General features: G+C 72.2%; 25 protein-coding genes and 1 pseudogene. 10 read left to right on the top strand and 16 right to left on the bottom strand.

Annotation, left to right across the window (positions count from 1 at the left end; genetic code table 11):
• Positions 1–19: 19 nt before the first annotated feature.
• The 3 genes from ACIRSS_RS31520 to ACIRSS_RS31510 are packed head-to-tail and all read left to right on the top strand — an operon-like array spanning position 20 to position 2,294.
• Positions 20–847, top strand: a complete 828-nt coding sequence (locus ACIRSS_RS31520) for an SAM-dependent methyltransferase (protein ID WP_400901162.1) — start codon at positions 20–22, stop codon at positions 845–847.
• Positions 844–1,692 (top strand): SAM-dependent methyltransferase, encoded by an 849-nt coding sequence (locus ACIRSS_RS31515; RefSeq protein ID WP_400901160.1) that lies wholly within the window; start codon positions 844–846, stop codon positions 1,690–1,692. The genes ACIRSS_RS31520 and ACIRSS_RS31515 overlap by 4 nt, the downstream gene beginning before the upstream one ends.
• Positions 1,689–2,294 carry a class I SAM-dependent methyltransferase gene (locus tag ACIRSS_RS31510; protein WP_400901158.1) on the top strand — a complete coding sequence of 202 codons (606 nt, stop codon included), beginning with the start codon at positions 1,689–1,691 and terminating at the stop codon, positions 2,292–2,294. Before ACIRSS_RS31515 ends, ACIRSS_RS31510 begins: the two co-directional genes overlap by 4 nt.
• Before the next feature lie 72 nt (positions 2,295–2,366).
• Here the strand turns inward: ACIRSS_RS31510 and ACIRSS_RS31505 are convergent, their stop codons facing one another.
• A complete protein-coding gene (locus ACIRSS_RS31505; RefSeq protein WP_400901156.1) occupies positions 2,367–2,621 on the bottom strand; it encodes a hypothetical protein in 255 nt (84 codons plus the stop codon).
• 3 nt (positions 2,622–2,624) lie between these two features.
• Complete coding sequence (locus ACIRSS_RS31500; RefSeq protein ID WP_400901154.1) at positions 2,625–2,894, bottom strand: hypothetical protein; 270 nt, start codon at positions 2,892–2,894, stop codon at positions 2,625–2,627.
• Between the two features lie 285 nt (positions 2,895–3,179).
• Between ACIRSS_RS31500 and ACIRSS_RS31495 the strand changes: the two genes are divergently transcribed.
• Positions 3,180–3,434: a DUF397 domain-containing protein gene (locus tag ACIRSS_RS31495; RefSeq protein WP_400901152.1), complete on the top strand. Its 255-nt coding sequence runs from the start codon at positions 3,180–3,182 to the stop codon at positions 3,432–3,434.
• 130 nt (positions 3,435–3,564) lie between these two features.
• On the opposite strand, the gene ACIRSS_RS31490 is transcribed toward ACIRSS_RS31495, so the two are convergent.
• The 5 genes from ACIRSS_RS31490 to ACIRSS_RS31470 form a co-directional block, all read right to left on the bottom strand.
• Positions 3,565–4,110, bottom strand: a complete 546-nt coding sequence (locus ACIRSS_RS31490; RefSeq protein ID WP_400901150.1) for a hypothetical protein — start codon at positions 4,108–4,110, stop codon at positions 3,565–3,567.
• Positions 4,103–5,245, bottom strand: a complete 1,143-nt coding sequence (locus ACIRSS_RS31485; protein WP_400901148.1) for a hypothetical protein — start codon at positions 5,243–5,245, stop codon at positions 4,103–4,105. Before ACIRSS_RS31485 ends, ACIRSS_RS31490 begins: the two co-directional genes overlap by 8 nt.
• Positions 5,246–5,259: 14 nt before the next feature.
• Positions 5,260–5,652 carry a FixH family protein gene (locus ACIRSS_RS31480; RefSeq protein WP_400901146.1) on the bottom strand — a complete coding sequence of 131 codons (393 nt, stop codon included), beginning with the start codon at positions 5,650–5,652 and terminating at the stop codon, positions 5,260–5,262.
• Positions 5,649–7,046, bottom strand: a complete 1,398-nt coding sequence (locus ACIRSS_RS31475; RefSeq protein ID WP_400901144.1) for a hypothetical protein — start codon at positions 7,044–7,046, stop codon at positions 5,649–5,651. The genes ACIRSS_RS31480 and ACIRSS_RS31475 overlap by 4 nt, the downstream gene beginning before the upstream one ends.
• Positions 7,047–7,142: 96 nt before the next feature.
• Positions 7,143–7,997 (bottom strand): alpha/beta fold hydrolase, encoded by an 855-nt coding sequence (locus tag ACIRSS_RS31470; protein WP_400901142.1) that lies wholly within the window; start codon positions 7,995–7,997, stop codon positions 7,143–7,145.
• 53 nt (positions 7,998–8,050) lie between these two features.
• Between ACIRSS_RS31470 and ACIRSS_RS31465 the strand changes: the two genes are divergently transcribed.
• The gene (locus ACIRSS_RS31465; RefSeq protein ID WP_400901140.1) at positions 8,051–8,602 is read left to right on the top strand and encodes a CGNR zinc finger domain-containing protein; all 552 of its coding nucleotides are present in this window, start codon (positions 8,051–8,053) and stop codon (positions 8,600–8,602) included.
• 11 nt (positions 8,603–8,613) lie between these two features.
• On the opposite strand, the gene ACIRSS_RS31460 is transcribed toward ACIRSS_RS31465, so the two are convergent.
• From ACIRSS_RS31460 to ACIRSS_RS31450, 3 genes are read right to left on the bottom strand one after another with little or no spacing between them, the layout of a single operon-like run.
• On the bottom strand, positions 8,614–9,510 hold the full coding sequence (locus tag ACIRSS_RS31460) for an oxygenase MpaB family protein (protein WP_400901138.1): 897 nt from the start codon (positions 9,508–9,510) through the stop codon (positions 8,614–8,616).
• A complete protein-coding gene (locus tag ACIRSS_RS31455) occupies positions 9,510–10,085 on the bottom strand; it encodes a TetR/AcrR family transcriptional regulator (protein ID WP_400901136.1) in 576 nt (191 codons plus the stop codon). Before ACIRSS_RS31455 ends, ACIRSS_RS31460 begins: the two co-directional genes overlap by 1 nt.
• The gene (locus ACIRSS_RS31450; RefSeq protein WP_400901134.1) at positions 10,052–11,428 is read right to left on the bottom strand and encodes an amidase; all 1,377 of its coding nucleotides are present in this window, start codon (positions 11,426–11,428) and stop codon (positions 10,052–10,054) included. The genes ACIRSS_RS31455 and ACIRSS_RS31450 overlap by 34 nt, the downstream gene beginning before the upstream one ends.
• Positions 11,429–11,513: 85 nt before the next feature.
• On the opposite strand from ACIRSS_RS31450, the gene ACIRSS_RS31445 reads away from it, so the two are divergent.
• Entirely contained in the window at positions 11,514–12,542 is a 1,029-nt protein-coding gene (locus ACIRSS_RS31445; RefSeq protein ID WP_400901132.1) for a D-cysteine desulfhydrase family protein, read from the top strand.
• An 81-nt stretch (positions 12,543–12,623) separates the two neighbouring features.
• Here ACIRSS_RS31445 and ACIRSS_RS31440 read toward each other — a convergent pair.
• A pseudogene (locus ACIRSS_RS31440) lies at positions 12,624–13,187 on the bottom strand (DUF998 domain-containing protein); the annotation flags it as partial.
• A 35-nt stretch (positions 13,188–13,222) separates the two neighbouring features.
• Positions 13,223–14,008, bottom strand: coding sequence for a protein phosphatase 2C domain-containing protein (locus ACIRSS_RS31435; RefSeq protein WP_400901130.1), 786 nt, complete (start codon positions 14,006–14,008; stop codon positions 13,223–13,225).
• Between the two features lie 94 nt (positions 14,009–14,102).
• Here ACIRSS_RS31435 and ACIRSS_RS31430 point away from each other — a divergent pair, with 94 nt between their 5' ends.
• Together ACIRSS_RS31430 and ACIRSS_RS31425 are read left to right on the top strand one after the other, a co-directional pair.
• Positions 14,103–14,312, top strand: coding sequence for a sigma factor-like helix-turn-helix DNA-binding protein (locus ACIRSS_RS31430; RefSeq protein WP_329052797.1), 210 nt, complete (start codon positions 14,103–14,105; stop codon positions 14,310–14,312).
• Positions 14,312–14,839: a Clp protease N-terminal domain-containing protein gene (locus tag ACIRSS_RS31425; protein WP_400901128.1), complete on the top strand. Its 528-nt coding sequence runs from the start codon at positions 14,312–14,314 to the stop codon at positions 14,837–14,839. The genes ACIRSS_RS31430 and ACIRSS_RS31425 overlap by 1 nt, the downstream gene beginning before the upstream one ends.
• Here the strand turns inward: ACIRSS_RS31425 and ACIRSS_RS31420 are convergent.
• Positions 14,836–15,462 (bottom strand): YitT family protein, encoded by a 627-nt coding sequence (locus tag ACIRSS_RS31420; RefSeq protein WP_400901126.1) that lies wholly within the window; start codon positions 15,460–15,462, stop codon positions 14,836–14,838. The genes ACIRSS_RS31425 and ACIRSS_RS31420 overlap by 4 nt on opposite strands.
• A gap of 61 nt (positions 15,463–15,523) precedes the next feature.
• Between ACIRSS_RS31420 and ACIRSS_RS31415 the strand changes: the two genes are divergently transcribed.
• On the top strand, positions 15,524–16,969 hold the full coding sequence (locus tag ACIRSS_RS31415) for a PLP-dependent aminotransferase family protein (protein WP_400901124.1): 1,446 nt from the start codon (positions 15,524–15,526) through the stop codon (positions 16,967–16,969).
• A 496-nt stretch (positions 16,970–17,465) separates the two neighbouring features.
• Here ACIRSS_RS31415 and ACIRSS_RS31410 read toward each other — a convergent pair whose 3' ends face one another.
• On the bottom strand, positions 17,466–18,848 hold the full coding sequence (locus tag ACIRSS_RS31410) for a hypothetical protein (protein ID WP_400901122.1): 1,383 nt from the start codon (positions 18,846–18,848) through the stop codon (positions 17,466–17,468).
• Between the two features lie 538 nt (positions 18,849–19,386).
• Complete coding sequence (locus ACIRSS_RS31405; RefSeq protein WP_400901120.1) at positions 19,387–20,553, bottom strand: pyridoxal phosphate-dependent aminotransferase; 1,167 nt, start codon at positions 20,551–20,553, stop codon at positions 19,387–19,389.
• 29 nt (positions 20,554–20,582) lie between these two features.
• Between ACIRSS_RS31405 and ACIRSS_RS31400 the strand changes: the two genes are divergently transcribed.
• On the top strand, positions 20,583–21,881 hold the full coding sequence (locus ACIRSS_RS31400) for a DUF445 domain-containing protein (protein ID WP_400901118.1): 1,299 nt from the start codon (positions 20,583–20,585) through the stop codon (positions 21,879–21,881).
• A 347-nt stretch (positions 21,882–22,228) separates the two neighbouring features.
• Here the strand turns inward: ACIRSS_RS31400 and ACIRSS_RS31395 are convergent, their stop codons facing one another.
• Positions 22,229–22,699 (bottom strand): CGNR zinc finger domain-containing protein, encoded by a 471-nt coding sequence (locus tag ACIRSS_RS31395; RefSeq protein WP_400901116.1) that lies wholly within the window; start codon positions 22,697–22,699, stop codon positions 22,229–22,231.
• Positions 22,700–22,776: the final 77 nt, after the last annotated feature.

Below are 22,776 nucleotides of genomic sequence, written 5' to 3'. Positions count from 1 at the left end.
TTCGCCCGAAGGGGACATCGTGGACCCCGACTTCCTCCCCGACGTCGTCGACCTCGACCGGCCGAACGTGGCGAGGATCTACGACTGGGCGCTCGGCGGCACCGCGAACTGGGCGATCGACCGGCAGTACGGCGAGCTGGCCCTGAAAGCGTTTCCGCTGGCGAAGACCCTGGCCCGGGGCAACCGCGACTTCCTCGGCCGGGCCGTGCGCTACTGCCTGGCCGAGGGCATCACGCAGTTCCTCGACCTCGGCTCCGGCATCCCGACCGCCGGCAACGTCCACGAGGTGGCCGACGAGTACGCCGACGACAGCCGCTGCGTCTACGTCGACAACGAGCCGGTGGCCGTCGCGCACGGCCGGATCCTGCTCGACGAGGAGGGCGACCCCGAGCGCCACGCCGTCCTGCACGCCGACCTGCGCGACGCCGACGAGGTCTGGGAAGCCGCGCTGGCCACCGGCGTGCTCGACCCGGACCGGCCGATCTGCCTGCTCAGCGTGGCCGTGCTGCACTTCCTGCCGGACGTCACCGGCGTCCGCGAAGCCATCCGCGACTACCGGACGCTGCTGGCGCCCGGGTCGGCGTACGTCCTCTCGCACGCGACCGAGTCCGGCGTCGAGGGCGACGAGCTGGAGCAGATCCGCCGGCTGGTGAAGCTGTCCGAGCGGTCGAGCTCGCCCGCGGTGTCCCGGACGCTCGACGAGATCGCCGCGTTCTTCGGTAACTTCGAGGTGGTCGAGCCGGGAATCGTGCCTGTGGGAGAGTGGCGTCCCGAGCCCGGCGCCGCCACGGTCCCCCTCGCGAGCGTGGTCGGCGGTGTCGGCCGCAAGCCTGGAGGATGGACATGACCACGCAGGATCCCGAGGCCCCCGAAGGCGTCGACCTCGAGCGGCCGAACGCCGCCCGCATCTACGACTGGTTCCTCGGCGGGGACGCCAACTGGGCCATCGACCGGCAGTTCGGCGAGCAGGCGGTCAAGACGTTCCCGATGATCAAGACCGTGGCCCGGGTCGGCCGCGACTTCCTCGGCCGCGGCGTCCGGTACCTGGCCCGCAACGGCATCGACCAGTTCCTCGACCTCGGGTCCGGCGTGCCGACGGTGGGCAACGTCCACGAAGTCGCGGCCGAGGTGAACCCGAACGCGCGGTGCGTCTACGTCGACAACGAGCCGGTCGCGGTGGCCCACTCGCAGATCCTGCTGGAGCGCGAGGGCGTCGCGGACCGGCACGCGGTGCTGCAGGGCGACCTGCGCGACCCGGCCGACATCTGGAAGCGCGCGCTCGACACCGGCGTCCTCGACCCGAACCGCCCGATCGGCCTGATCATGGTCGGCGTCCTGTACTTCCTCGGCGAGGACGAGCCGGTGGCCCAGACCATCCAGAAGTACCTGTCGCTGCTGCCGTCCGGCTCGTACTTCCTGTCCTCGCACCTGACGAGCGACGGCCTCGAGAACATGGCCGACTCCGAGAGCCGCGAGTCGATCATGGCGCAGTACAACAAGTCGAGCACGCCGCTGCACCTGCGCAGCCGCGCGGAGTTCACGACGTTCTTCGAGGGCCTGGAGCTCGTCGAGCCGGGCATCGTCTACCTGCCGGAGTGGCACCCGGAGGAGATGGAGTCCAAGGCGACGAAGAAGCTCGCGAACGACCCGGCGTTCGTCGGCCACATCTGCGGCCTCGGCCGCAAACCGTGACGGCTGCCTACGACGCGGTCGCGGTCCAGTACGCCGAGTTCGTCCGCGACATCTGGGACGACGACCCGCTGGACCGCGCGGCGTGGACGGCGTTCGCGGACTACGTGCGCGGCCACGGCCCGGTCGCCGACGTCGGCTGCGGGCCGGGCCACCTCACGGCGCACCTGAGTTCCCTCGGGGTCGACGCGTTCGGCGTCGACGTGTCGCCGGCGATGGTTTCCCTGGCGCGCGCGGCTCATCCTTCGCTGCGGTTCGACGAGGGTTCGATGGCGGCTCTGGACGTGCCCGACGCGTCACTGGCGGGGATCCTGACGTGGTATTCGCTGATCCACACGCCGCCGGCGGAGGTACCGCGGTACTTCGCCGAATTCACCCGGACGTTGGCGCCCGGCGGTCACGTTCTGTTGGGGTGCTTCGAGGCCGGAGACGGCCCGGTGGCGGAGTTCGACCACAAGGTGACGACGGCGTACGTGTGGCCGCTGGACGCGCTGGCTTCGATGGCGTCCGCGGCGGGGCTGGTCGAGGTGGGCCGGCTGTACCGGGAGCACGTCGAGGGGGAGCGGCCGTACCGTCAGGGCCGGTTGTTCCTGCGGAAACCGTAGCCCCGCAACGGCAAGAGCCCCGGTCCCATCGGGAACCGGGGCTCTTCTGTGGTGGTACGGCAGTTCAGGCTCTCAAACGCGCGACCCGATCCGGCCGCGCAGCAGCGGCGTCAGGTCGATCGCGGTCTCCAGCGGGCGCGTGGTCCGGATCCCGTCCGGGTAGCGCTGCAGCGGGACGTCCTGGTCCGTGGCCCAGGTCGTCGTCTTGCGCAGCGGTGCCTGGATCAGGCTGAAACCGAAGCGGTTCCGCAGCTCGTTCCCGATTCCCCGGCGGCCACGGTGCTCTTCTTCCTCGCGGCGGAAGAGCGAGTTCAGCCGGACGGCCATCGTCTACACCCCCAGCTCTCGTCGCGGCGACCGGGCGCGTTCGCCGCCGGTCAGTCCGAGACAGGGTTCGCACGGCATGCCGGCCCCGGGGGCCAGCCATTCCACGTCGGCACGGGAAAGCGCTTCCCCGCACTTGGTTCGGACCAGCTCCGTCGTGCTGCGAGTGACGTCCAGTCCGAAGACGTGGACCACCCGGCGGGCCTCACCCGCGGTTCCCCGGGCGAGCCTGCCCACGACGAGCACGCTCGGTGGCGCGCTGTCCTCGACGATCACGCTGATCCTCCCCCATGAGGTCCTGCGGTGGTGGGTTTGTCGGTCGTCAGCCAGTGGCCCGCGTTCGGGGACCGCCCGCCGCATGCAGGCAGTCATTCACCGACGCCAGCGCCCCGGCCGATGCGATTAATCCTACTCCTGGAATAATCTTCATGTCGAGGCCAGACCTAGTTGATCACCCGCTTGGCCGTGCGGCGTACTCCATTGAGACACTGAGTAGCCGGACGCGGGTACTTTCGACCAGGTCGCGGCCGCGCCCCCCATCGATCCTCGGAGGTACGACCCATGGCGGATTATCCGTCGTTCGCGGATTACGATCCGAACACGGCCGTGTCCCTGTTCGAAGAGGCGGCCTGGGAAAAGTCGTTCGCCAGCGAGCCCAACGGCGGGAACTGCGTCGAGGTCAACCTCGGTCGCGAAGGTCTGATCGGTGTCCGCGACACCAAGCTCGCCACGAGCCCCGTGTTCGTGTTCGACTCCGCTGAGTGGGAAGCGTTCCTGGTCGCCGTGAAGGCCGGGCAGTTCGACCTGCCCGCTTGAGTCCTCCCCTGCGCGGGTGATCATGATCACCCGTCCGTGCGTAGAAATCGCGAAGGCCCCCTTCCCGTCACGGTGAAGGAGGCCTTCGCGACAGCGCGGATACGCCTGAGTGCGCGATGTGAGCGGAATCTCACCCGGTTGCCGGAAGCTCACCCCCGCGCAGCCGCCCGCGAGTCCGGCGCCAGGCCACCACGACCAGCACGACGAGCCCGATCAACGGCAGCGTGCTGATCGCCCAGCTCAAGCCCATCGGCGGCCCCGGCTGTTCGAGCACCGGCAGCGCGCGCAGGTCGCCCGTGCCGGACCCCGCCGGGCCGTTGACCGTGAAGTGGAACGTCCATTCGCCCGGCCGGGGCATCGAGCGGACGTCCAGGCCCCAGACGTCGCGCTTGCGCGGGTGCCGGACCAGCGGCTGCGTCCGGTTCTTGCCGCCCTCGGGGTTGATCATCGTGAGCGTGCCGGACTTGTCCTCGATCCCGCCGTCGGGGATGAACGTGAAGTCCAGTGACTGCATGGCCTTCACCGGCCAGGTGCTGAACCCGATCGTCAGCGCGTACGGCCCGGCCTGCACGTGCTCGGTGTGCACGATGTTGACCGGCTCGTAGGCGTTCGCCGGCGCCGCGGTCGCGAACAGCAGCCCGGCGACGGCCGCCAGGGCCAGGAGTGTCTTACGCATCAGCGGTTTCCCCCTTCTTCGCGGGCGCCAGCAGCCGGAGCATCCCGCCGAACCGCCACCCGGCGAACCCGCCGAGCAGCCCGAACAGGCCGCTGAACACGGCCGTCGTCGCCAGCCACCAGGACGGCGGCAGGTGCGCGCCGGTGTAGAGCAGGGTGCGCTGGACCGGCAGGCTCAGCCCGAGCAGCGCCCCGGCGATCCCGCCGACGACCACGGACACCCGGCTCGCGCGCCACCCCCGGCGCCGGCCGGCGAGGTACCCCAGCTCCATCAGCGCGGCCACCGGCAGCAGCGCCAGCGGCGTCAGCGACGGCATCTCCGGCACGCCGGAAATCGCGTCGCGCAGCGGCAAGTCGACCAGATCCGCGTACGCCTTCGCCGCCCACGGCGAAAACCACCAGAAGATGCCTTGCACGACCGCCACCAGCGCCGCGGTGCCGACCGCGCCGCCGGGGCGCCCCAGGAAGCTCGCGCCGACCGCGACGAGCAGCACCGCCATCATCGAGCAGCCGATCGAGACGGCGTCGGCGTAGTCGTCCGGCACCTGCTGCAGTCCGAGCGACAGCACCGGCCCGAAGGTGAGCAGCACGGTCAGCGAAGCCAGCGTGCCGATCCGCCCCCAGAGGTGCTCGCGCGCCGCGGCGAACACCGCGGTCGTGCCGATCAGCGACACCGTGATCGACAGCAGCAGCCCGATGTGCGGCGGCGAGTCGATGACCGCGTCGAAGCCGTAGAGCCCGTGCCACCACTGGTCCCACAGGCCGTACAGCAGGAAGGTGGCCGCGCCGACGCCCGAAACCAGGTAGCCCAGCGGCGCCGCGAACGTCCGGCCGAACACGTTGACCACGCGCCCGCCGACCCGCGGGTCGACCGGCCGGCCCGCGCGCCGCGCCGCCGTCGTCAGCAGCACGACGGCGAGGCTCGCCAGGCCGACGACCGCGCTGCCCGCGTACAGGAACAAGTGCGGCAGCGTGAAGAACGTGTCCGGCCCGACGTCGCTGTGCCACTGGATGTCCCAGGTCAGCCCGACCAGTGACAAGAGCGAACCGCCGAGCACGACGTTCGCCGGCAGCAACCCCGTTCGCGCCTGTTTCGCCACCGACGTGGTGCGCACGCCGGATGCGGTGAGATCCATTCCCCCGAACCTTTCTACTTGACGAGCAACGGAAAAACGACTTGGGCGGGCCCGCCGGGGCCGGACAGCGACACGGTGATCTCCCACTGCCCGGACATCGGCAGCCCGACGCCGGCGGCCCGGAAGCGCCCCGGCCCGTCCGGTGCCGCGGGGACCGCCGGGAACGCGTGCCCCATCTGCGCCATGACCGGCGCGACCGTGACGGCCTCGGGCGCGGGCCCGGTGACGGCGACTGCGAACGTGTTGCCGCCGATGCGGGGCTCGTCCGCGGAGAACCGCACGGTGTACGGCCCGGAAACCGCTTGCTGCGTCGAGGCTTTCGCGCTGCCGCCCGGCCAGAGCAGCCAGGCGGCACCGGCCGCGACGAGCAGCGCGACCACGGCGATCAGCAACGTCGGGCGTCTCATCGGCCGGCTCCTGTCGTCGGGACGTCCACCACGGCGGGGATCGTGAGCACGCGGTAGCCGCGTTCGGCCTGCAGCCAGATCCGGTACCGGCCGGGCGCGGCGAACGTGTAGGTGAAGCTGACGTCCGGGCCGTACGCGGCGACGGTTTCGTCCGGGCGGTCGAGCTGGCCCGCGACCGGCGGGATTATCGCGTGGACGTGCGCCCAGGTCGGTGCCTTCGCGGCGCTTTCCCCGACGGGTCCGGAGATCGGCCCGGCGATGATGAGGTGGCCGAGCATCCCCAGCCACGGCTGCAGGTCCTGGGTCCGGAAGTGCGCGGTGACGGTGGTCGGCGTGCCCGGGGTGACGGTGAGGTCGACCGGGGTGCCGTCGACGGTCTGCGGCCCGGCGCCGGGTGGTTCGGGCGCGGGCGCGGCGGTGCCGGCCAGGTCCACAGTGGACCGGACGAGCTGGACCCCGCCGCCGCGCCGGACCAGCTCCGCGGCGACCGCGTACGTGCCGGCCTCGGGGTCGGCGACCCGGACGCGGTAGTCGCCGGGGCCGACGCGCACCGGGTGCAGGTGGCTCATCCGCCCCGACGGTGACACCAGGACCAGGTGCACGAGCGCGTTGTCGTGGATCAGCAGGTCGTCGACCGGGCGGCCGGTGGCGCCGTCGGTGAAGTCCAGCTTCAGCCCGCCGGGTTCCGAGTGCGCCGCGAGGTTCACCGGCGGCCGCGAGTAGTCCACAGTGGATAACTGGGCGTTGGCGTACGGGTCGGTGACGTTGTCGAACGTCGGGTCGAGCTGGCTGCCGGGCGCGGGCGGCGGGGGAGTGCTCGCCGACAGCAGCGCGCCGGTGACCGCGACGGCGATCGCCGCGACCGCGCCACCCGCCGGGACCAGCGCGAACGCCGTCCGCCTCGCCTTGAGGCCGACGACCAACGCGAGCAGCAGGAACACGCCCGCGGCGACGAACCCGCCGTAGGTCGCCTTCTCCCACGGCGGAACCACCCGCGCGGGCACGATGAACGGGATCGTCGCGGCCGGGCCGATCCCGTCGCTCAGTGACAGCTCCCACGGGCCCGGCTTGTCGACTTGGAGATTTCCCGCGTAGACGCCGGGTTCGGCGCCGAGCACGACGTCGGTTCGCGCGCTCGTGACGCCGTCGGCCGCGACGGCCAGGTGCAGCGTGCCGGGCGGCGAGCCCTGGTGCGTCACGACGTCGACCCGCAGCGGCGACGGCGTGACGTCGACCCGGCGGATGATCACGGTCAGTTCGCGCGCGCCGAGCGTCTGCGCGACTTGGACGTCGGTGCCGGCCGGCGTGCCGTCGGCGTGCGCGGTCCCGCCGCCGGCCGCGATCCCCAGCACGGCCAGCAGCATCAGCAACGCGAATTTCGGTTTGGTCCCCATCGTGGGTCCGAACCTAGCGACGGCCGCGGGTAGCGGGCGTCACGGCGGGGAGGGAACTCCGGTCCCCAGCGCGGGGGACCGGAGCCCCCGGGAGTCTCAGGGGCCGAGGAATTTCCGCAGGTGGGCGACGACTTCGGCGGGCTGTTCCTCGGGCAGGAAGTGACCGCACTCGGCGAGCGCCTCACCGGTGACGTCGGTGGCGTACTCCTGCCAGATCTCGAGTGTCGGCAGGGTGCCGAGCAGGCCGTTCGCGCCCCAGAGCGCGAGAAGTGGCTGGGTGACGCGCTTTCCGGCCTCGAAGTCGGCGTCGTCGAGTTCGGCGTCGTCCGGGAAGGAGGCGCGGTAGTCGTCGAAGCCGGCCCGCAGGGCACCGGGCTGGGAGAAGGCGCGGACGTACTCGGCTTGGGCTTCGGCGTCGAGGGCGTGGCGCTGGTAGGTCCAGCGTTCGAAGAAGTAGCCGAGGTAGGCGGCGATGTTCTGGCCGGCGAGGAGCTCCGGCAGGTCGGGCTGGAGGTGGAAGAGCCAGTGCCAGTAGGCCTTCGCGACGCCGGTGTCGAGGCGCTGCCACATGGCGCGGGTCGGGGCGATGTCGAGGACGGCGAGGCGCTCGACCTGGTCCGGGCGGTCGAGGGCCCAGCGGTGCGCGACGCGGCCGCCGCGGTCGTGCCCGACGACGGCGACTCGGTCGAAGCCGAGGTGCTCGGCGAGCGCGGCGACGTCGGCGGCCATCGTGCGCTTGTCGTAGCCGGACTTCGGCTTGTCGGTGCGGCCGTAGCCGCGCAGGTCGGGCGCGATGACGGTGTGCGTCTCGGCGAGCGGGCCCAGGACGCGGTGCCAGCAGTGCGAGGTCTGCGGCCAGCCGTGCAGGAGGAACAGCGGCGGTCCCTCGCCGGCTCGCCGGTAGTGCATCCGGAGTCCGTTGACCGTGGCCATGCTTTCTAACCGGTTCATGGGGTTAGACGGTAGCCGACGTTCTAACTGTCGGCAACGGTTAGAATGAGTTCATGGAGTGGGCTTTCGACGGCGGACGGCCGTGCCTCGACCTGGTCAACACGCTGCGCTCGCGGTACGCGGACGGCGTGGAGCTGCTGACGGGACCGGACGCGCTGGCGGAGTGGCTCTCGCTGGCGGGCTTCACGACGGGCCCGGTGCCGGTGACGGCCGGGAACGTGCTGGCGGCGAAGGCGCTGCGCGAGGCGATCGACCGGGTGCTGCTGCCGCCCGAGGTGCCGGACAAGATGGACATCGAGCTGGTGAACAACGCGGCGGCGTCGGCCCCGGCGCCCCCGCCGCGGCTGGCGCTGGTGGACGGCCGGCTGCGCCGCGAGGTCCCGGCGCCGAAGGATCCGGTGGCGACGGCGTTCGCGGCCTTGGCTGCGGACGCGATCGACTTGGCGACGAGTGACGCGGAGGTGCGGGTCTGCGCGGCGGACGACTGCGGGATCCGGTTCTGCGACGCGTCCCCCCGCCGCAACCGGCAGTGGTGCTCGATGTCCCGCTGCGGCAACCGCGCCAAGGCCCGCGCCCACTACGCCCGGCTCAGCGGTCGTGAGTGAGGAACAGCGTTCTAACCCTGTTCCTCACTCACGACCCCTGGCGCCGCTCCCGGGCCGTTGCCGCCCACCAGGCGCTGGTAAACCTTCGGGTGCGCGCGGAGCCAGACGTTCAGCTTGCCGATCCACCGCATGTGCGCCGTCCGCAACCCCGCCGGGATCGGGGTCGCGACAACCCGCACGGCGAAAGCGAACCGCGCGAACCGTCGCTGGTCGCGCGGAGTCCACTGTAGACCCAACCGCTCCCGCAGGACCGGCGGCAAAGTCGCTCGGATCAAGAACATCTGCCCGCGAGCCTGCAGGTCCCGCACCGGCCGCCACCACGCGTCCCGCAGCCACGAAACCGGCTTCGGCACCGTCCGGATCGTCTCGAAGAGCTGCTCGATCGTCGGGTTCCCCGCGAAACCCGCCACCATCGAGTCGTAGTACCGCGTGAACCCCGCCCAGTCCGGCGGCAGGTCCTTCGCGCGCACGCCGAGCATCCGCCCGACGTCGCACATCTGCGCGTAGTACTCCTCAAGCTCCGAAGTGGACAGTGGCCGTCCGAAGAACCGTTGCGCGTCAACCGGAACCATCACCAGCGTCGCGTGCACCCACGCATACGCCTCCGGATCCAGCGCGCTGTACCGCCGTCCGTCCGAGACGCCCGTGAACGAACGGTGCAACGACCGCAACCGGGCCGCCTCCACGCGCGCACCGGCAGCACCGCCGTACACGTAGATCGACAGCGACGCGCCCGTGCGCATCAGCCGCGTCCACGGGTCCGCCGTGTAGTCCGAGTGGTCCCGCACCCCCGCCGCGACGACCGGGTGCGCCACCTGCAGCACCAGCACCTGACCTGCCAGCAGCGCGTCGCGGAAGTCGCCGAAGTACTTCCACGCCGCCGTGCCGCGGACGACCGGCCGGGCCATCAAGCCCCGCGGATCAGCATCATCAGCGGCTCGGCCACCGGCGTGTCCGTCTCGCCCGTGGCCAACCGCCGCAGCTGCAGCCCGGCGATCAGCGCCACCACTGGCCCGGCCAGCCGGCCGGGATCGGGAACGCCGAGCGCCGCCAGGATCGTCACGGCCAGCTCGTCGTACGCCGCGAAGCACCGCGAAGAAGCTTCGTGCAGTTCGGGATCCCGGGCGGACTGCAGGTACAGCTCGTGCGCGCCGAGCTCGTCGGCGCCGAACGGCAGCTGCGCGATCACGTGCTCGACCACCGACGCGGCCTGCTCGACGCTCAAGCCCTCCGAGCGGTAGCCGTCGACGATCGCGCCGAGCTTCGCCGTCTCCTGCTCGACGAACAGCAGCATCGCTTCGCGCAGCAACGCCGTCTGGCTGGGGAAGTGGTAGGTCAACGTGCCGAGCGAAACGCCGGCGGCGGCGACGATGCGGCGGTTCGTCAGCCCGCCCACGCCGTGCTCGCCGACGACGGTCAGCGCGCCGCGCAGGATGGCGTCCCGGGTGCTTACCAGCTTGTCTCGGGATGCCGCTCCGGCCACCGTTCGACCTCTTCCAGTTGCGCGGCGAGCGAAACCAGCCGCTCCTCAGCGTGCGACGGGCCGAGCAGCTGGGCCCCGAGCGGCAGCCCGTCGGCCGTGAGCCCGGCCGGGACGTTGACCCCCGGCCAGCCCAGCACGTTCCACGGCCAAGCGTACGGGCAAGCGGCGATCATGGCCTGGTCGGTCTCCCAGCCGGACAGCCCGTCGAACGTGCCGATCGGCGGCGGCGGGGTCGCCGTGGTCGGGGTCAGCAGGACGTCGACGCGGCCGAACACCGAGCCGATCCGCCGGTGCAGGCCCGGCTCGAGCGCGCGGGCCAGGCGCAGCGCGGGCCCGGCCAGGAGCCGGCCGTGGCCGGCGTTGCTGCGCGTGCGCGGGTCGAGCCCGGCGCGGTCGGGCACCCGCAGCGTCCAGTCGCGGACGCCGGTGAGCGAACGCGGCAGGAACGTCAGCCCGATCAGCCCGTAGTCCGGCTCGACCTCGACGATCTCGTGGCCCAGCCCGGCCAGTGACTCGGCGAGCCGCCGCACATTTGCTTCGACGACCGGGTCGAGCCGGGTCTTGGTGGCGGTGAAGGGAATCCGCGTCGACAGCCCGATCCGCAGCCGGCCGGGCTCGCGCGCGGCCGCGGTCCGGAACGTGCTGCCGGTCGCGGCGACGACGTCCAGCAGCAGGGCCGCGTCCTCGACGGTCCGGGCGAGCGGGCCGAGCACGGTCAGGCCGTGGAACAGCTCGCTTTCGGTCGGGATCCGGCCGCGCTGGGTCTTGATGCCGACGAGCCCGGTCCACGCGGCCGGGATGCGCACCGAGCCGGCGCCGTCGGACCCGAGCGCGGCCGCGATGGCCCCCGACGCCACCGCGGCCGCGCTCCCGCCCGAAGAACCCCCGGGGGTGTGGCCGGGGTGCCACGGGTTGCGCGTCACGCCGAAGGCCGGGCCCTCGGTGAACGGCCACTGGCCCAGCTCGGGGGTGTTCGTCTTACCGATGATGATCGCGCCCGCTTCGCGCAGCAGCGCGACGGCGGGCGCGTCGGAGGTCGCGCACGGGAACTCGCCGACGCAGCCGAACGACGTGGGCAGGCCGGCGAGGTCGACGTCGTCCTTGATCGCGACGGGCACGCCCAGCAGGGGCTTCCGGTCGCCGGCCCGGAGCCGCTCGTCCGTCTCCGCCGCTTCGGCGAGCGCCGCGTCGTCACGCAGGTGCCGGAAGGCGTTGAGCGTCGGCTGGCTCGCGTGCGCGCGCCCGAGCGCGGTCGCGGTCAGCTCGGCCGAGGTGACTTCGCCCGCGGCGAGCCGCGCGGCCTGCGTGGTGAGGCTGGTGAAGTCCAAGCTCGTAGCGGTCATGGCGGCCCCCGAGGTTCTCGTTCGTTCGAACGAACGTTACCGGATACCGCTGGTCTTCGGCCACCCTTGCGGCAGACTGGGGCCCATGACCTTCGACTTCGCCGGCTTCCCCGACGCCGCACTCGCCGCGATCCCCCGCGTCGACCTGGGCGGCTGGCCGACGCCGCTGCACGAGGCGCCCCGGCTCGGCGAAGCGCTCGGCCTGCGGAACCTCTGGCTCAAGCGCGACGACGTCCACCCGCTCGGCGCCGGCGGCAACAAGCTCCGCAAGCTCGAATACCACCTCGGCGCGGCCAGGGAGGCCGGCGCCGACACCGTCATCACGTTCGGCGCGCTCCAGACCAACCACGGCCGCCAGACCGCCGCCGCGTGCGCGAAACTCGGCCTGCGCTGCGAACTCGTCCTCACCGCGAAGGTCCCGCGCGACGGCGACGCGTACGAACGCGGCGGCAACGTCCCGCTCGACAAGCTCTTCGGCGCGACCGTCCACGTCTGCGCGGACGGCGAGGAGACCGGCCGCACCTACGACCGGCTCGTCGCCGAAGCCACCGCGGAGGGCCGGAAGGTCTTCACGGTTCCGGTCGGCGGGTCCAACGACCTCGGCGCGCTCGGGTACGTCCGCGCGACCTACGAACTCGCGAAGCAGCTCGAAGAACGCGGCATCGAGCGCGCCCACCTCGTCGTCCCGCACGCCAGCGGCGGCACCGCGGCCGGGGTGACCCTGGCCGCCGGGCTCCTCGGTGGCCTCGGCGTCGGCATCGCCTGCGTCAGCCACCCGCTCGACGAGGCCACCGAGAACCTGCACGACCTCGTCGCGGGCGCGGCCAAGCTCCTCGGCGTCGAACCGCCGCCGTTCACGCACACGAAGATGAGCGACTCCACGCTCGGCCCCGGCTACGGCATCCCGACCGACGCCGTCTGGAACGCGCTACGGCTTTTCGGCCGCACCGAGGGCGTCGTGCTCGATCCCGTGTACACCGGGAAGGTGGCCGCCGCGCTGGTCGAATGGGCCGGCCACTTCGCCCCGGACGACCACGTGGTGTTCCTGCACACCGGCGGCATGCCCGGCCTGTACGGCTACGCGCCCGAATTCGCGGCGGCCGTCGAAGGCTGATTCGAGCCGGGTCGCGACCCGCAGCAAGGTGAACAGCAGGACGATGTCGGCGAGCAGCAGCAGGCGCTGCATGACGCCGATCGGGAACGCGTCGGAGATCTCCCGGAACGGCCCGACCCCGGCCTCGCTCAGCCGCACGAACACGAAGCTGACCGCGAACAGCCCGAACGCGCCCGCGCTCAGCCGGACCGCTTTGACGACGGCGTCGCGTTCAGGGTGGCCCCGCAGCGGTTCCAGCAGCGAGATCGCGGCGCCGGGCAGGCTGAGGAACGCGACCAGGCACGCGTAGAGGTGGATTTCGCCGCTCACCGGGTCGGGCGCCTCCGGGTAGCTCGCCGGGAACACCGCGGCCGCGGCCAGCCCGAGCGACCACAGCGCGAGCAGCAGCCGGGTCGTGCGCGACAGCGGCACCCCCGCCGCGTGCAGCGCGCCGAGCACCGCCAGCGAGCCGATGGCCAGCGACAACACGCTCGCGGCGAGCATGCCTTCGCCGCGGTCGGTCACGGTGTAGCTCGACAGCGTGTCGTACACCGGGTTGTGCGAGCTGATGATGTGCAGCACCACCGCCGTGAACAGCCCCCAGCCGATCGCGCCCAGCGCCACCAGCCGCCACGGTCTGGTGCGCTTCCCCTGTTCCGTCCCCATGTCCTCCAGGCTCTCGGAGATCGGGACGGCCGTGATCAGGGAAGACCCTGAATTCCCCCGGAGGCGAAGTCGATCAGCACCAGGGCCTGGTCGTCGTGGCGCTTCGGCCGCGGCCAGCGTTCGCCGTCCGGGTCCTGCTTTTCGGCGGTGCGGACGGCGTCCAGCACGGCGTCCGGCCCGTCGGCGCGGGTGATCGCGAGGACTTCGCGCCAGTCGAAGAGTTCGTACTGGTCGACGCCGATGGAGACGCCGTCGCTGGCGAGCAGGACGGCTTCGACGTCTTCCCGTGGCCAGCTGCGGCGCACGGCGTGCGCGGCCGCGCCGGGGTCGGCTTCGGCGACCCAGAAGCCGTCGTGGGCGTTGCGCCTCCGCCGGACGTCGGCGCCGGTCTGGAGCATCCCGCGCCGCCGCAGCCGCGCGAGCCGGTCGTCCGAGACGACGTCGACGCCGAAGCCCCCGAACCCGACCACCGGGCTGTCGGCGAGCACGAGCGCGTCGACGCGGTCGCCGAGCCACCGCACGGCGGCCACCGTGCTCGACGGCGACTGCTGCGGACGCAGCTCGTTTTCCGCCGTGACGGCGGCGATCGCGCTGGTCAGGGTGTCCGTCAGGTCGGCCGCCGGGGCGGCGCGCAAGTCGGCGGCCAGGCGCCGGGCCAGGCGTTCGGCGTACCAGCCGCCCGGGGGTTGCGAGGGGTCGGCGGAGGTCGCGCCGTCGAGGACGAGCACGGCGTCGTCCAGCACGACGACGTGGTCCTCGGTGGGGCGCGGGTGGCCGTCGGCGCCCACCCCGGCCCGCTCGGCGAAGACGATCTCGGGCATCACCCGACTGTACGTCGAGCCCCGGCGACCTTCGCGCTGACGCGGCTGTCAACTCTGGTTGACAAGTCCGGGATGTCAACGTAGGTTGACAGACATGACGGAAGCGACAGACCTGGCCGCCCGGGCCGGCGACCGCGATCCCCGCGTGGGACTGCGTGCGGTGGCCGCGCTCCGGCGGCTGGTGGAACAACTGGAGGCCGTGCAGGTCCGCAGCGCGCGGGTCGACGGCTGGTCGTGGCAGGAGATCGCCGCCGAGCTGGGGGTCAGCCGGCAGGCCGTGCACAAGAAGTACGGGAGGCATTGATGTTCGAGAGGTTCACGGACGACGCGCGGATGGCGGTCGTCGAAGCGCAGATCGTGGCGCGGCAGTCCGGCTCGGTCGAGATCCGGCCCGCGCACCTGCTGGCCGGGCTGGTCAAGACCGGCGTCCCCGTGCTGACCGAGCTGGGGGTCTCGGCCGACGAGATCGCGGCCGAACTGGCCCGCACCCGGCGTCGCGGCGGGGTCAGCGACGCCGACGCTGAGGCGCTCACCGAGTTCGGCATCGACGTCGAGCAGATCGTGCGGAGCGTCGAGCGGACCCACGGCGAGGGCGCGCTCGCCGGCCGGCTCGGGCCGGCCAAGCGTGGCCACATCCCGTTCACCGCCGAGTCGAAGAAGACGCTGGAGCTGAGCCTCAAGGAGGCCGTCCGGCTGGGGGACAAGCACCTCGGGCAGGAGCACATCCTGCTGGCGCTGGCCCAGCAGCGCGACACCGACGACGTCCTCGCCCGGCGCGGCGCCGACTACCCGACGCTGCGCCGGGCCGTCCAGCAGCGCAAAGCCGGCTAGGCGGTCCGCTCGCGCCAGGTGGTCAGCGGCAGCAGCGCCTGGGTGAGCGGGCCGATGGCGAGGGCGTAGAGCACGGTGCCGATCCCGACGGTCCCGCCGAGCAGGAAGCCGGCGGCGACCACGGTGACCTCGATGCCGGTGCGCACCAGCCGGACCGACCAGCCGGTGCGCCCGGCGAGCCCGGTCATCAGGCCGTCGCGGGGGCCCGGACCCAGCCTGGCGCCGACGTAGGTGGCGGTCGCGACGCCGTTGAGCGCGACCCCGCCGACCAGCAGCGCGATCTGCCAGGGCAGGTCGTGCTGGTCCGGGAGGAACGCCCGGACGACGTCGACCATCACCGAGATGACCACGACGTTCGCGATGGTGCCGATGCCGGGCCGCTGGCGCAGCGGGATCCACAGCAGGAGCACGACCACCGAGATCAGGCCGGTGACCGTGCCGAACGACAGGCCGGTGTGCTTCAGGACGCCCTCGGCGAGCACGCTCCACGGCTCGAGGCCGAGGCCGGCGCGCGTGACGAGGGCGACGCTGGCGCCGTAGAGGGCGAGGCCGCCGAGCAACTGGGTGCTGCGGCGGACGGGGTCGCGGGAGATCCGGACGGGCCGGAGGTCGATCTGAGCCACACCGGCACTATCCGTCGTGAGTGGCCTTGTAAACCATAGCCAATTCCAGGATATTGGCCTTATGGAAGCCGCAGTCCCACTGGGTGGACGCATCTCCGGACCACGATTGGCCGTCATGCTGGGCTCGTGGCGGCAGGGTTCCCGGCAAGGCGCGGCCGACCTGGCCGCGGCCATCGAACTGCAGGTGCTGGACGGCCAGCTCCCGCTCGGCACCCGGCTGCCCGCCGAGCGCGAGCTGGCCGACGCGCTCGGCGTCAGCCGGACGCTCATCGGCGCGGCACTGGACCGCTTGCGGGACAACGGGTTCGTCGCGAGCCGCCGCGGCGCGGGCTCGTGGATCGCCGCGCCCGGCCGGCGCCGCCGCGGCCCGCTCGCTCCCACGGGCGCCGGCTCGATCGACTTCACGCACGCGTCCTCACCGGCCATCCCGGGCACGGCGGCGGCGGTCGACGCGGCCCGCGTCCGGCTCGCCGACCACCTGGGTGACCACGGCTACCAGGAACGCGGCCTGCTCAGCCTGCGCGAGAAGATCGCGCGCCGCTACACCGAACGCGGGCTGCCGACGACACCCGCGCAGGTCATGGTCACCAACGGCGCGCACCACGCGTTCGTCCTGGTCCTGCGGATGCTCGCCGGCCCCGGCGACCGCGTGCTGGTCGAGCAGCCGACGTACCCGAACGCCCTCGAGGCGATCCGCGCCGCGCACGCGATCCCGGTGCCGGTCGCGCTCGACCCGACCGGGGACCGCGGCTGGGACATCGCGGGCGTCGACGCGGCGCTGCGCCAGGCGTCCCCGCGGTTCGCCTACCTCGTCGTCGACTTCCAGAACCCGACCGGCCTGCGCCTGGACGCCGAAGGCCGCGCCCGGCTCGGCACCGTGCTGGCCCGCGCGCGAACGCCGGTCGTGGTGGACGAGACGCTCGTCGAGTTGGACCTGGAAGGCGACCCCCTGGCCGGGCCGCCGCCGCTGGCCGCGTTCGCCGGCGACCTGGCGATCTGCGTCGGCTCGGCGTCGAAGACCCACTGGGGCGGGCTGCGGCTCGGCTGGATCCGCGCGTCCGAGGACCTGCTCGGCCGCCTGGTTTCGGCCCGCTACGCGGTCGACCTGGGCTCACCGGTGTTCGAGCAGATCGTCCTCGGCGAGCTGCTGGACGACGACGCCGCGCTGGGCCGCCGTCGCGAGGAGCTGCGCGGCTACCGCGACGCGCTGGCCGGCGCGGTGCACCGGTACCTGCCGGACTGGACGTTCACGCTGCCGAAGGGCGGGCTGTCGCTGTGGTGCCGGATGCCGGAGCCGGTGAGCTCGCGCCTGGCGGTGGCGGCGGCGAGCCACGGCGTCCAGGTCGCGCCGGGCTCGCGCTTCGGCGTCCACGGCGGGTTGGAGCGCTGGATCCGGCTGCCGTTCTCGCTGCCGCCGGACCGGATCGAGGAGGCGGTCCGGCGGCTGAGCGCGGCGGAGGCGTCGGTCCGCGGCACCCCGGAGTCGCTGGCGGCGCCGATCGCATAGAACGAACCGGTGCGCTGGATGCGAGCCTGCTCCCAGGGATGGGCGGCGTTCATGTGCATCCAGCGCACCGGTTCGTTGTTCCACACTCCCACTTCCGGGCGTGACCCCGTCCGCGGGTGCCGCGGCTTCCCGGCACAGCCCCTCGACGTGCCGGGAAGCCGGCGGCTCAGGCGTGCTCTTCGCTAGCTGAATCGTCGCTCGGCGCGGTGAGCGAGGACTCCCGGAGCACGCCCGGTGTGGGTCCCGGCGTCGCGGGGGCAGCGCGACGCCGGGACCGGGATCCGACCCGGCCGGGCGCGGTCGGCCGGTCGGAAAGACTGTGGTTTCGCATGGGTTTCAGCCCCTGGGGTACGTCGGACGCGGTTGGGCGTCACGAGACGTGAAAGAGCCACGAATTTCGTACTGGAGCAGGGGAAACGTCACGCTCTTACGGCGTGCGTGTACGTCCAGTTGATCTTGTTTTGGACGCAGTTCTCCCCGGCTGCCCGGTTCGGGGTCAGTCGGGGGAGGTGGTGGGCAGGGCGGCTTCCCTGCCCGCGCCGTCGACGTCGTGGTCGCGGCTGGCGCCGATGAGCTTCAGCTGGGTGGTGGTGGCCTCGTCGGTGTGGACGGCGAACGGGTGGCGGACGCCGCCCGGGCCGTCGTGACCGGGAGCCGCGGTCGGGGCCGGCGCGCTCGGGGCGGTGGTGCCGCCGGGCAGGCCCGGGGTGCTGTCGCCGCCGCCGTTGCGGACGTGGACCCCGGAGTCGCGGGGCTGCTCCTGCTTGGCGGGCAGCGTGTTCTGCTGCTCGATGAGGTGCACGACCGCGACCCGGGAGGTCGGCGAGGAGGTCGTGGTGGCCGCGGCTTCGGCGGGCACGGTCTCGACGACGGCGGCGGTCGCCTGCGGGGTGCCGGCGGTGCCGCTCACGACGCCGGGCACGGTGACCGTGACGCCGCCGGAGTTCGAGCTGCCGCCGAGGATCGGGTTCAGGACGTCGTCGAGGGGGAGCAGGACGGGGGCGTCCGGGTGGCCCGCGGGCGGCTGGGTGAGCGGCGCGAGGACGGTGTGGGACAGCGTGTTCGTGAGGGTGCCGACGGTGTTCAGCGTGCCGGTGACGGTGGTGGTGACCGTGTTCAGGGTGCCGCCGACCACGTTCACGACGCCGCCGACGAGCCCGCCGAGCAGGCCGCTGTCGGATCCGGAGGGGGTGGTCGTGGTGGCCTTCGTGACGGGTTCGGTCACCGACTGGACGGTGCCGACGAGGCCGTTGAGCAGGCCGCCACTGGACGACGTCGTCTTCGTGGCCGGTTCCGTCGCCGGCTCTTCGGCCGGCTGAGTGTCCTTCGTGGACTCAGTCCGGGTGGTGTCTGTCTGGGGGGTTTCGGCCGCGGTCGCGTCGGTCTTCGCCGCGTCGGCCGGCTGCTGGGCGCAGGGGGCGGTTTCGCGGTGGCTCTTGCGGTGGTGGCCGTGCAGCAGGCCGCCGTGCTCCACAGTGGACGCGGCGGCGTGCGGGCAGTCGAGGGTTTCGGCGGCGGCCGCGGTGCTGCCGGAGAGCGCGCCGGTGAGCAGCCAGCCGGCGAGGGTCAGCCCCCCGGCGACGAGGATCTTGGCGGCGGGCCGCTGCAGCGCGGCGGCCCAAGGCCGCGGCGCACGCCCGCGCGCGCGAAGGGACTTCCGAGTGGGCCGGTGGTCCTGACCTGCGAAAAGAGCGACTTCGCGGGGCGCCTCGCCCACGGCGAGCGGGCCGGCCTCTTGCCGCAGCTCACCCGTCGAGCGCGAACCGCCGGCCCATCGGCGCAACCCACCTGTGAGGAGCGGACCGGCCTGGCCCACTTCACCCGCTGTGAGCGCAGGCTGCGCGGGAGCGCTGCGGCGTGCGTTCGCCGTGCTGCTCACCGCCACCACCACCGTCCGCGCCTGTGGCTCCAACGCTTCGCGCTCGAGTCCGTTCTTGCTGGGGTCTTTCTCCGGCCAGGTCGCAGTTCCCCCGGGGCTGCACTCTTTCTAGCACCGCTCGGGAGTCTTTCATCTCTCCCGCGTTCTATCCAGCCCGTAAGGCGGAACGGCCCTACCGGGCAAGGCATCTGCGGCCGACGAGTTGATCACTCTCAGTGCCGTTCGGGGGTTTCTCTGCGGCCATTCGGACGAGTACTGCAACTTGCACATTCGGGCGTTGACCTGATGTTTCGGGAATCCCGGTCGCGAGCGGTGTCGACTCGATCGCGTTCAGTGCTCATGAAACGGTTTTTGGCCGGTCGCTCGAAACCGGTCCGCCGAGTGGGACGGGGCACACGCGTTCCGCGTGCGGTCGGTGACCAACCGACCGTCGAGCTGTGCACCCACGGCTCCGGAGCGTGACGGCCGGTCGCGACGCCCGCCCCCGCGAGGCCGGTTCGGCGACGCCGAAGGGCGCCACCGAGCCGGATCGCGGACGTCAGACCAGTTTGCGCAACCGGGTGACGCCCTCGTCGATGACGTCGTTGCGCTTGCAGAACGCGAAACGCAGCAGGTGTTTCCACTCGTCCGGGTGATCGGTGAACACCTTCACGGGCACCGCGGCGACCCCGACGCGGCCGGGCAGCTCCCACGCCAGGTCGGCGGCGTCGGTGAAGCCGAGCGGCCGTACGTCGACGCAGACGAAGTACGTGCCCGCCGTCGGCCGCACCGTGAACCCGGCGTCGGCGAGCCCGGCCGAAAGCCGGTCGCGCTTCTCCTGCAGCGACGCGCGCAGGCCGTCGACCCAGGGCAGCTCGTGGTCGAGCGCGTGCGCGACGGCCGGCTGCAGCGGCCCGCCGGACACGAACGTCATGAACTGCTTCGCCGCCTTGACCGCCGCGACCAGCTCCGGCGTGGAGCAGACCCAGCCGATCTTCCAGCCGGTGCAGTTGAACGTCTTCCCGGCGCTGGAGATGCTCACCGTCCGCGGCCGCATCCCGGGCAGCGTGACCAGCGGGATGTGCTCCGCGTCGTCGAATACGAGGTGCTCGTAGACCTCGTCGCAGATCGCGATCAGGTCGTGGTCGACGCACAGCGTGGCCAGCGCCTCCAGCTCGGCGCGGGTGAACACGGTGCCGGTCGGGTTGTGCGGCGAGTTGACCAGGATCGCCCTGGTCCGCGGCGTGACGGCGGCGCGCAGGCCCTCGACGTCGAGCCCGAACCGGCCGTCCGGGCCCTCGACGAGCCCGACGACCCGCCGCTCGGCGCCCGCCATCGCGACCGCCGCGGCGTAGGAGTCGTAGTACGGCTCGATGACGATGACCTCGTCGCCGGGCTCGGTCAGCGCCAGCAACGCCGCCGCGATGGCTTCGGTCGCCCCCGCGGTGACCAGGATCTCGGTGTCCGGGTCGTACTCGGTGCCGTAGCGCAGCCGGTGCCGCGCGATCGCTGCGCGCAGCTCGGGCCGTCCGGGTCCCGGTGGGTACTGGTTGGCCCCGCCGAACAGCGCGTTCTTGGCCGCTTCGAGCATGCCGGCCGGGCCGTCGGTGTCCGGGAAGCCCTGGCCGAGGTTGACGGCGTCGTGCTTGACGGCCAGCGCGGTCATCTCGGCGAAGATGGTCGAGGTGAACGGCCGGAGGCGGGGGACGAGAGCAGGTTCGCGCACGATCAGCCATCCTCACGGACAATGGTGATGTGGAGCAACTGACCCCCGCCAAGGTGACGCCCGCCGACCCGCCGGGCGGCGCCGCCGGCGAAGAGGAAAAGCGGCGCGCGCTGCGCAAGATGAAGCTGGTCGCGCTGTCGTTCCTGCTCGGCGCCACCGTCGTGTTCCTGCTGACCAGCTGGGCGCAGTCGGCCGGCTGGCCGGGCTGGGTGGGCTACGTGCGCGCCGCGGCCGAGGCGGGCATGGTCGGCGCGCTGGCCGACTGGTTCGCCGTCACGGCGCTGTTCCGGCACCCGCTCGGGCTGAAGATCCCGCACACGGCGATCATCCCGAACAAGAAGGACGCCCTGGGCAACAGCCTCGGCGACTTCGTCGGGTCGAACTTCCTGTCCGAGGAGGTCGTCCGCGACAAGCTCAAGCGCGTCGAGATCGCCCGGCGGCTCGGCGGCTGGCTGGCGCAGGAGGAGAACGCCGAGCGCGTGACGTCCGAGCTGGCGACGGTGGTCCGGGCGGCCGTTCGCGTCCTGCGCGACGAGGACGTCCAGGCGATCATGGAGCAGGCGGTCGCGCGCCGGATCATCGACAAGCCGTGGGGCCCGCCGCTGGGCAAGATCCTGCAGGGCGTTTTCGCCGACGGCGCGCACCACAAGCTGGTCGACCTGATGTGCGACCGCGCGTACGAGTGGACCCGCGACAACCACACGACGATGCTGCGCGTGGTGTCCGACCGCGCGCCGAGCTGGTCGCCGAAGTTCGTCGACGAGATGCTCGCGGACAAGGTCTACGGCGAGGTGCTGTCGTTCGCGTGGGCGGTCAAGACCGACGTCAACCACCCGATGCGGCTGGCGCTGGACAAGTTCCTCGGCGAGTTCGCCCAGGACCTGCAGACCGACCCGGACGTGATGGCCCGCGCCGAGCAGGTGAAGGGCCAGATCGTGCACCACGAGGAGGTCCAGCGCCTGATCGGCTCGGCGTGGAGCACGGCGAAGGAGATGCTGCTGACGGCGGCCGAGGACCCGTCGAGCGAGCTGCGCCGCCGGGTGCGCCTGGGCTTGATGTCGCTGGGTTCGCGGCTGGTTTCGGACGATCAGCTGCGGGAGAAGGCCGACGGCTGGGTCGAGGGCGCCGCGGCGTACCTGGTGAAGAACTACTCGCGCGAGATCACGACGATCATCACCGACACGGTCGAGCGCTGGGACGCCGAGGAGACGTCCCGCAAGATCGAGCTCCAGGTGGGCCGCGACCTGCAGTTCATCCGCATCAACGGCACGGTCGTCGGTGCGCTCGCCGGGCTGGTCATCTACGCCGTGGCGGAGCTGCTGTTCTGACGAACTGAGTCATATACCACAGCTGGGGGACCTTCAAACCAGTTGTCCACAGGAAGCTGAGTTATCCCCGGGGTTATCCACAGGTTTTCACGGTGATGGCCTAATCGCTGTCCACAACGTGTGGGGGCGAGGCGGATCGGGGCGTGGATATGTGGTGCTCGGTCGCGGAGTTGTCCACAGCCTTTCGAGCGTCCGCCGCTCGGATGAGAGCTTTGGCGGGGCGAGATCTTGACCGCGAGGTCTGTCCGGCGCGCTTGCGCTCGCGAGTCGCCTGGGCTGCGACCCCGCTCGGCGGCGACCCGGACAGCTCCGCCGGCCGCCGTCACCGGCCAGGCGCGTACAGCTGGTCAGCCGGTCGCGGCCTCCGCCGCCCGCGCTCGCCAGCCGCGGGCCTTCTCGCGGTTGCCGCACACCCGCATCGAGCACCACGTCCGCGAACGGTTGCGGGACTCGTCGTAGAACGCCCACAGGCACGTGTCGGCCGGGCAGATCTTCAGCCGGATCCAGTCGCCGCGCACGACCAGTCGCGCGCACGCCGCGAACACCGCTCCCACCACGTCGTCCGCGACGAGCGCCGGTCCCGCGTCGGTCAAGGAGATCCGCGTGCCGACGTCCAAGCTCCCGCCGGGCAGCCGCGGGTCGCCTATCGCGGCGCGCAGGGCGTCCCGCGCCGCGCGCGCTTCGGCGGCCGGATTGGCCGTCAGCTTCCGGCCGGCCGCCCACTCGCGCCACTGCCCGGGATCTTCGAGCAGGTCTTTGCCCTCTTCGACGTTGACCGTGTTGAGGAACTCCACGACGAGGGAGGCGTCGGTGTGCACCGAACCAGTGTACGGCGGCCGGTGGTTGCCCCCGCGTGCCCTAACCCACATAATCCGATAGACGGTTACTCGCGATC

The sequence above is a fragment of the Amycolatopsis sp. NPDC101161 genome (assembly GCF_044768185.1).
Lineage (GTDB): Bacteria > Actinomycetota > Actinomycetes > Mycobacteriales > Pseudonocardiaceae > Amycolatopsis.
Note: the sequence above shows the minus strand (reverse complement) of the source record. Positions and strands in the feature narration are given on the sequence as shown.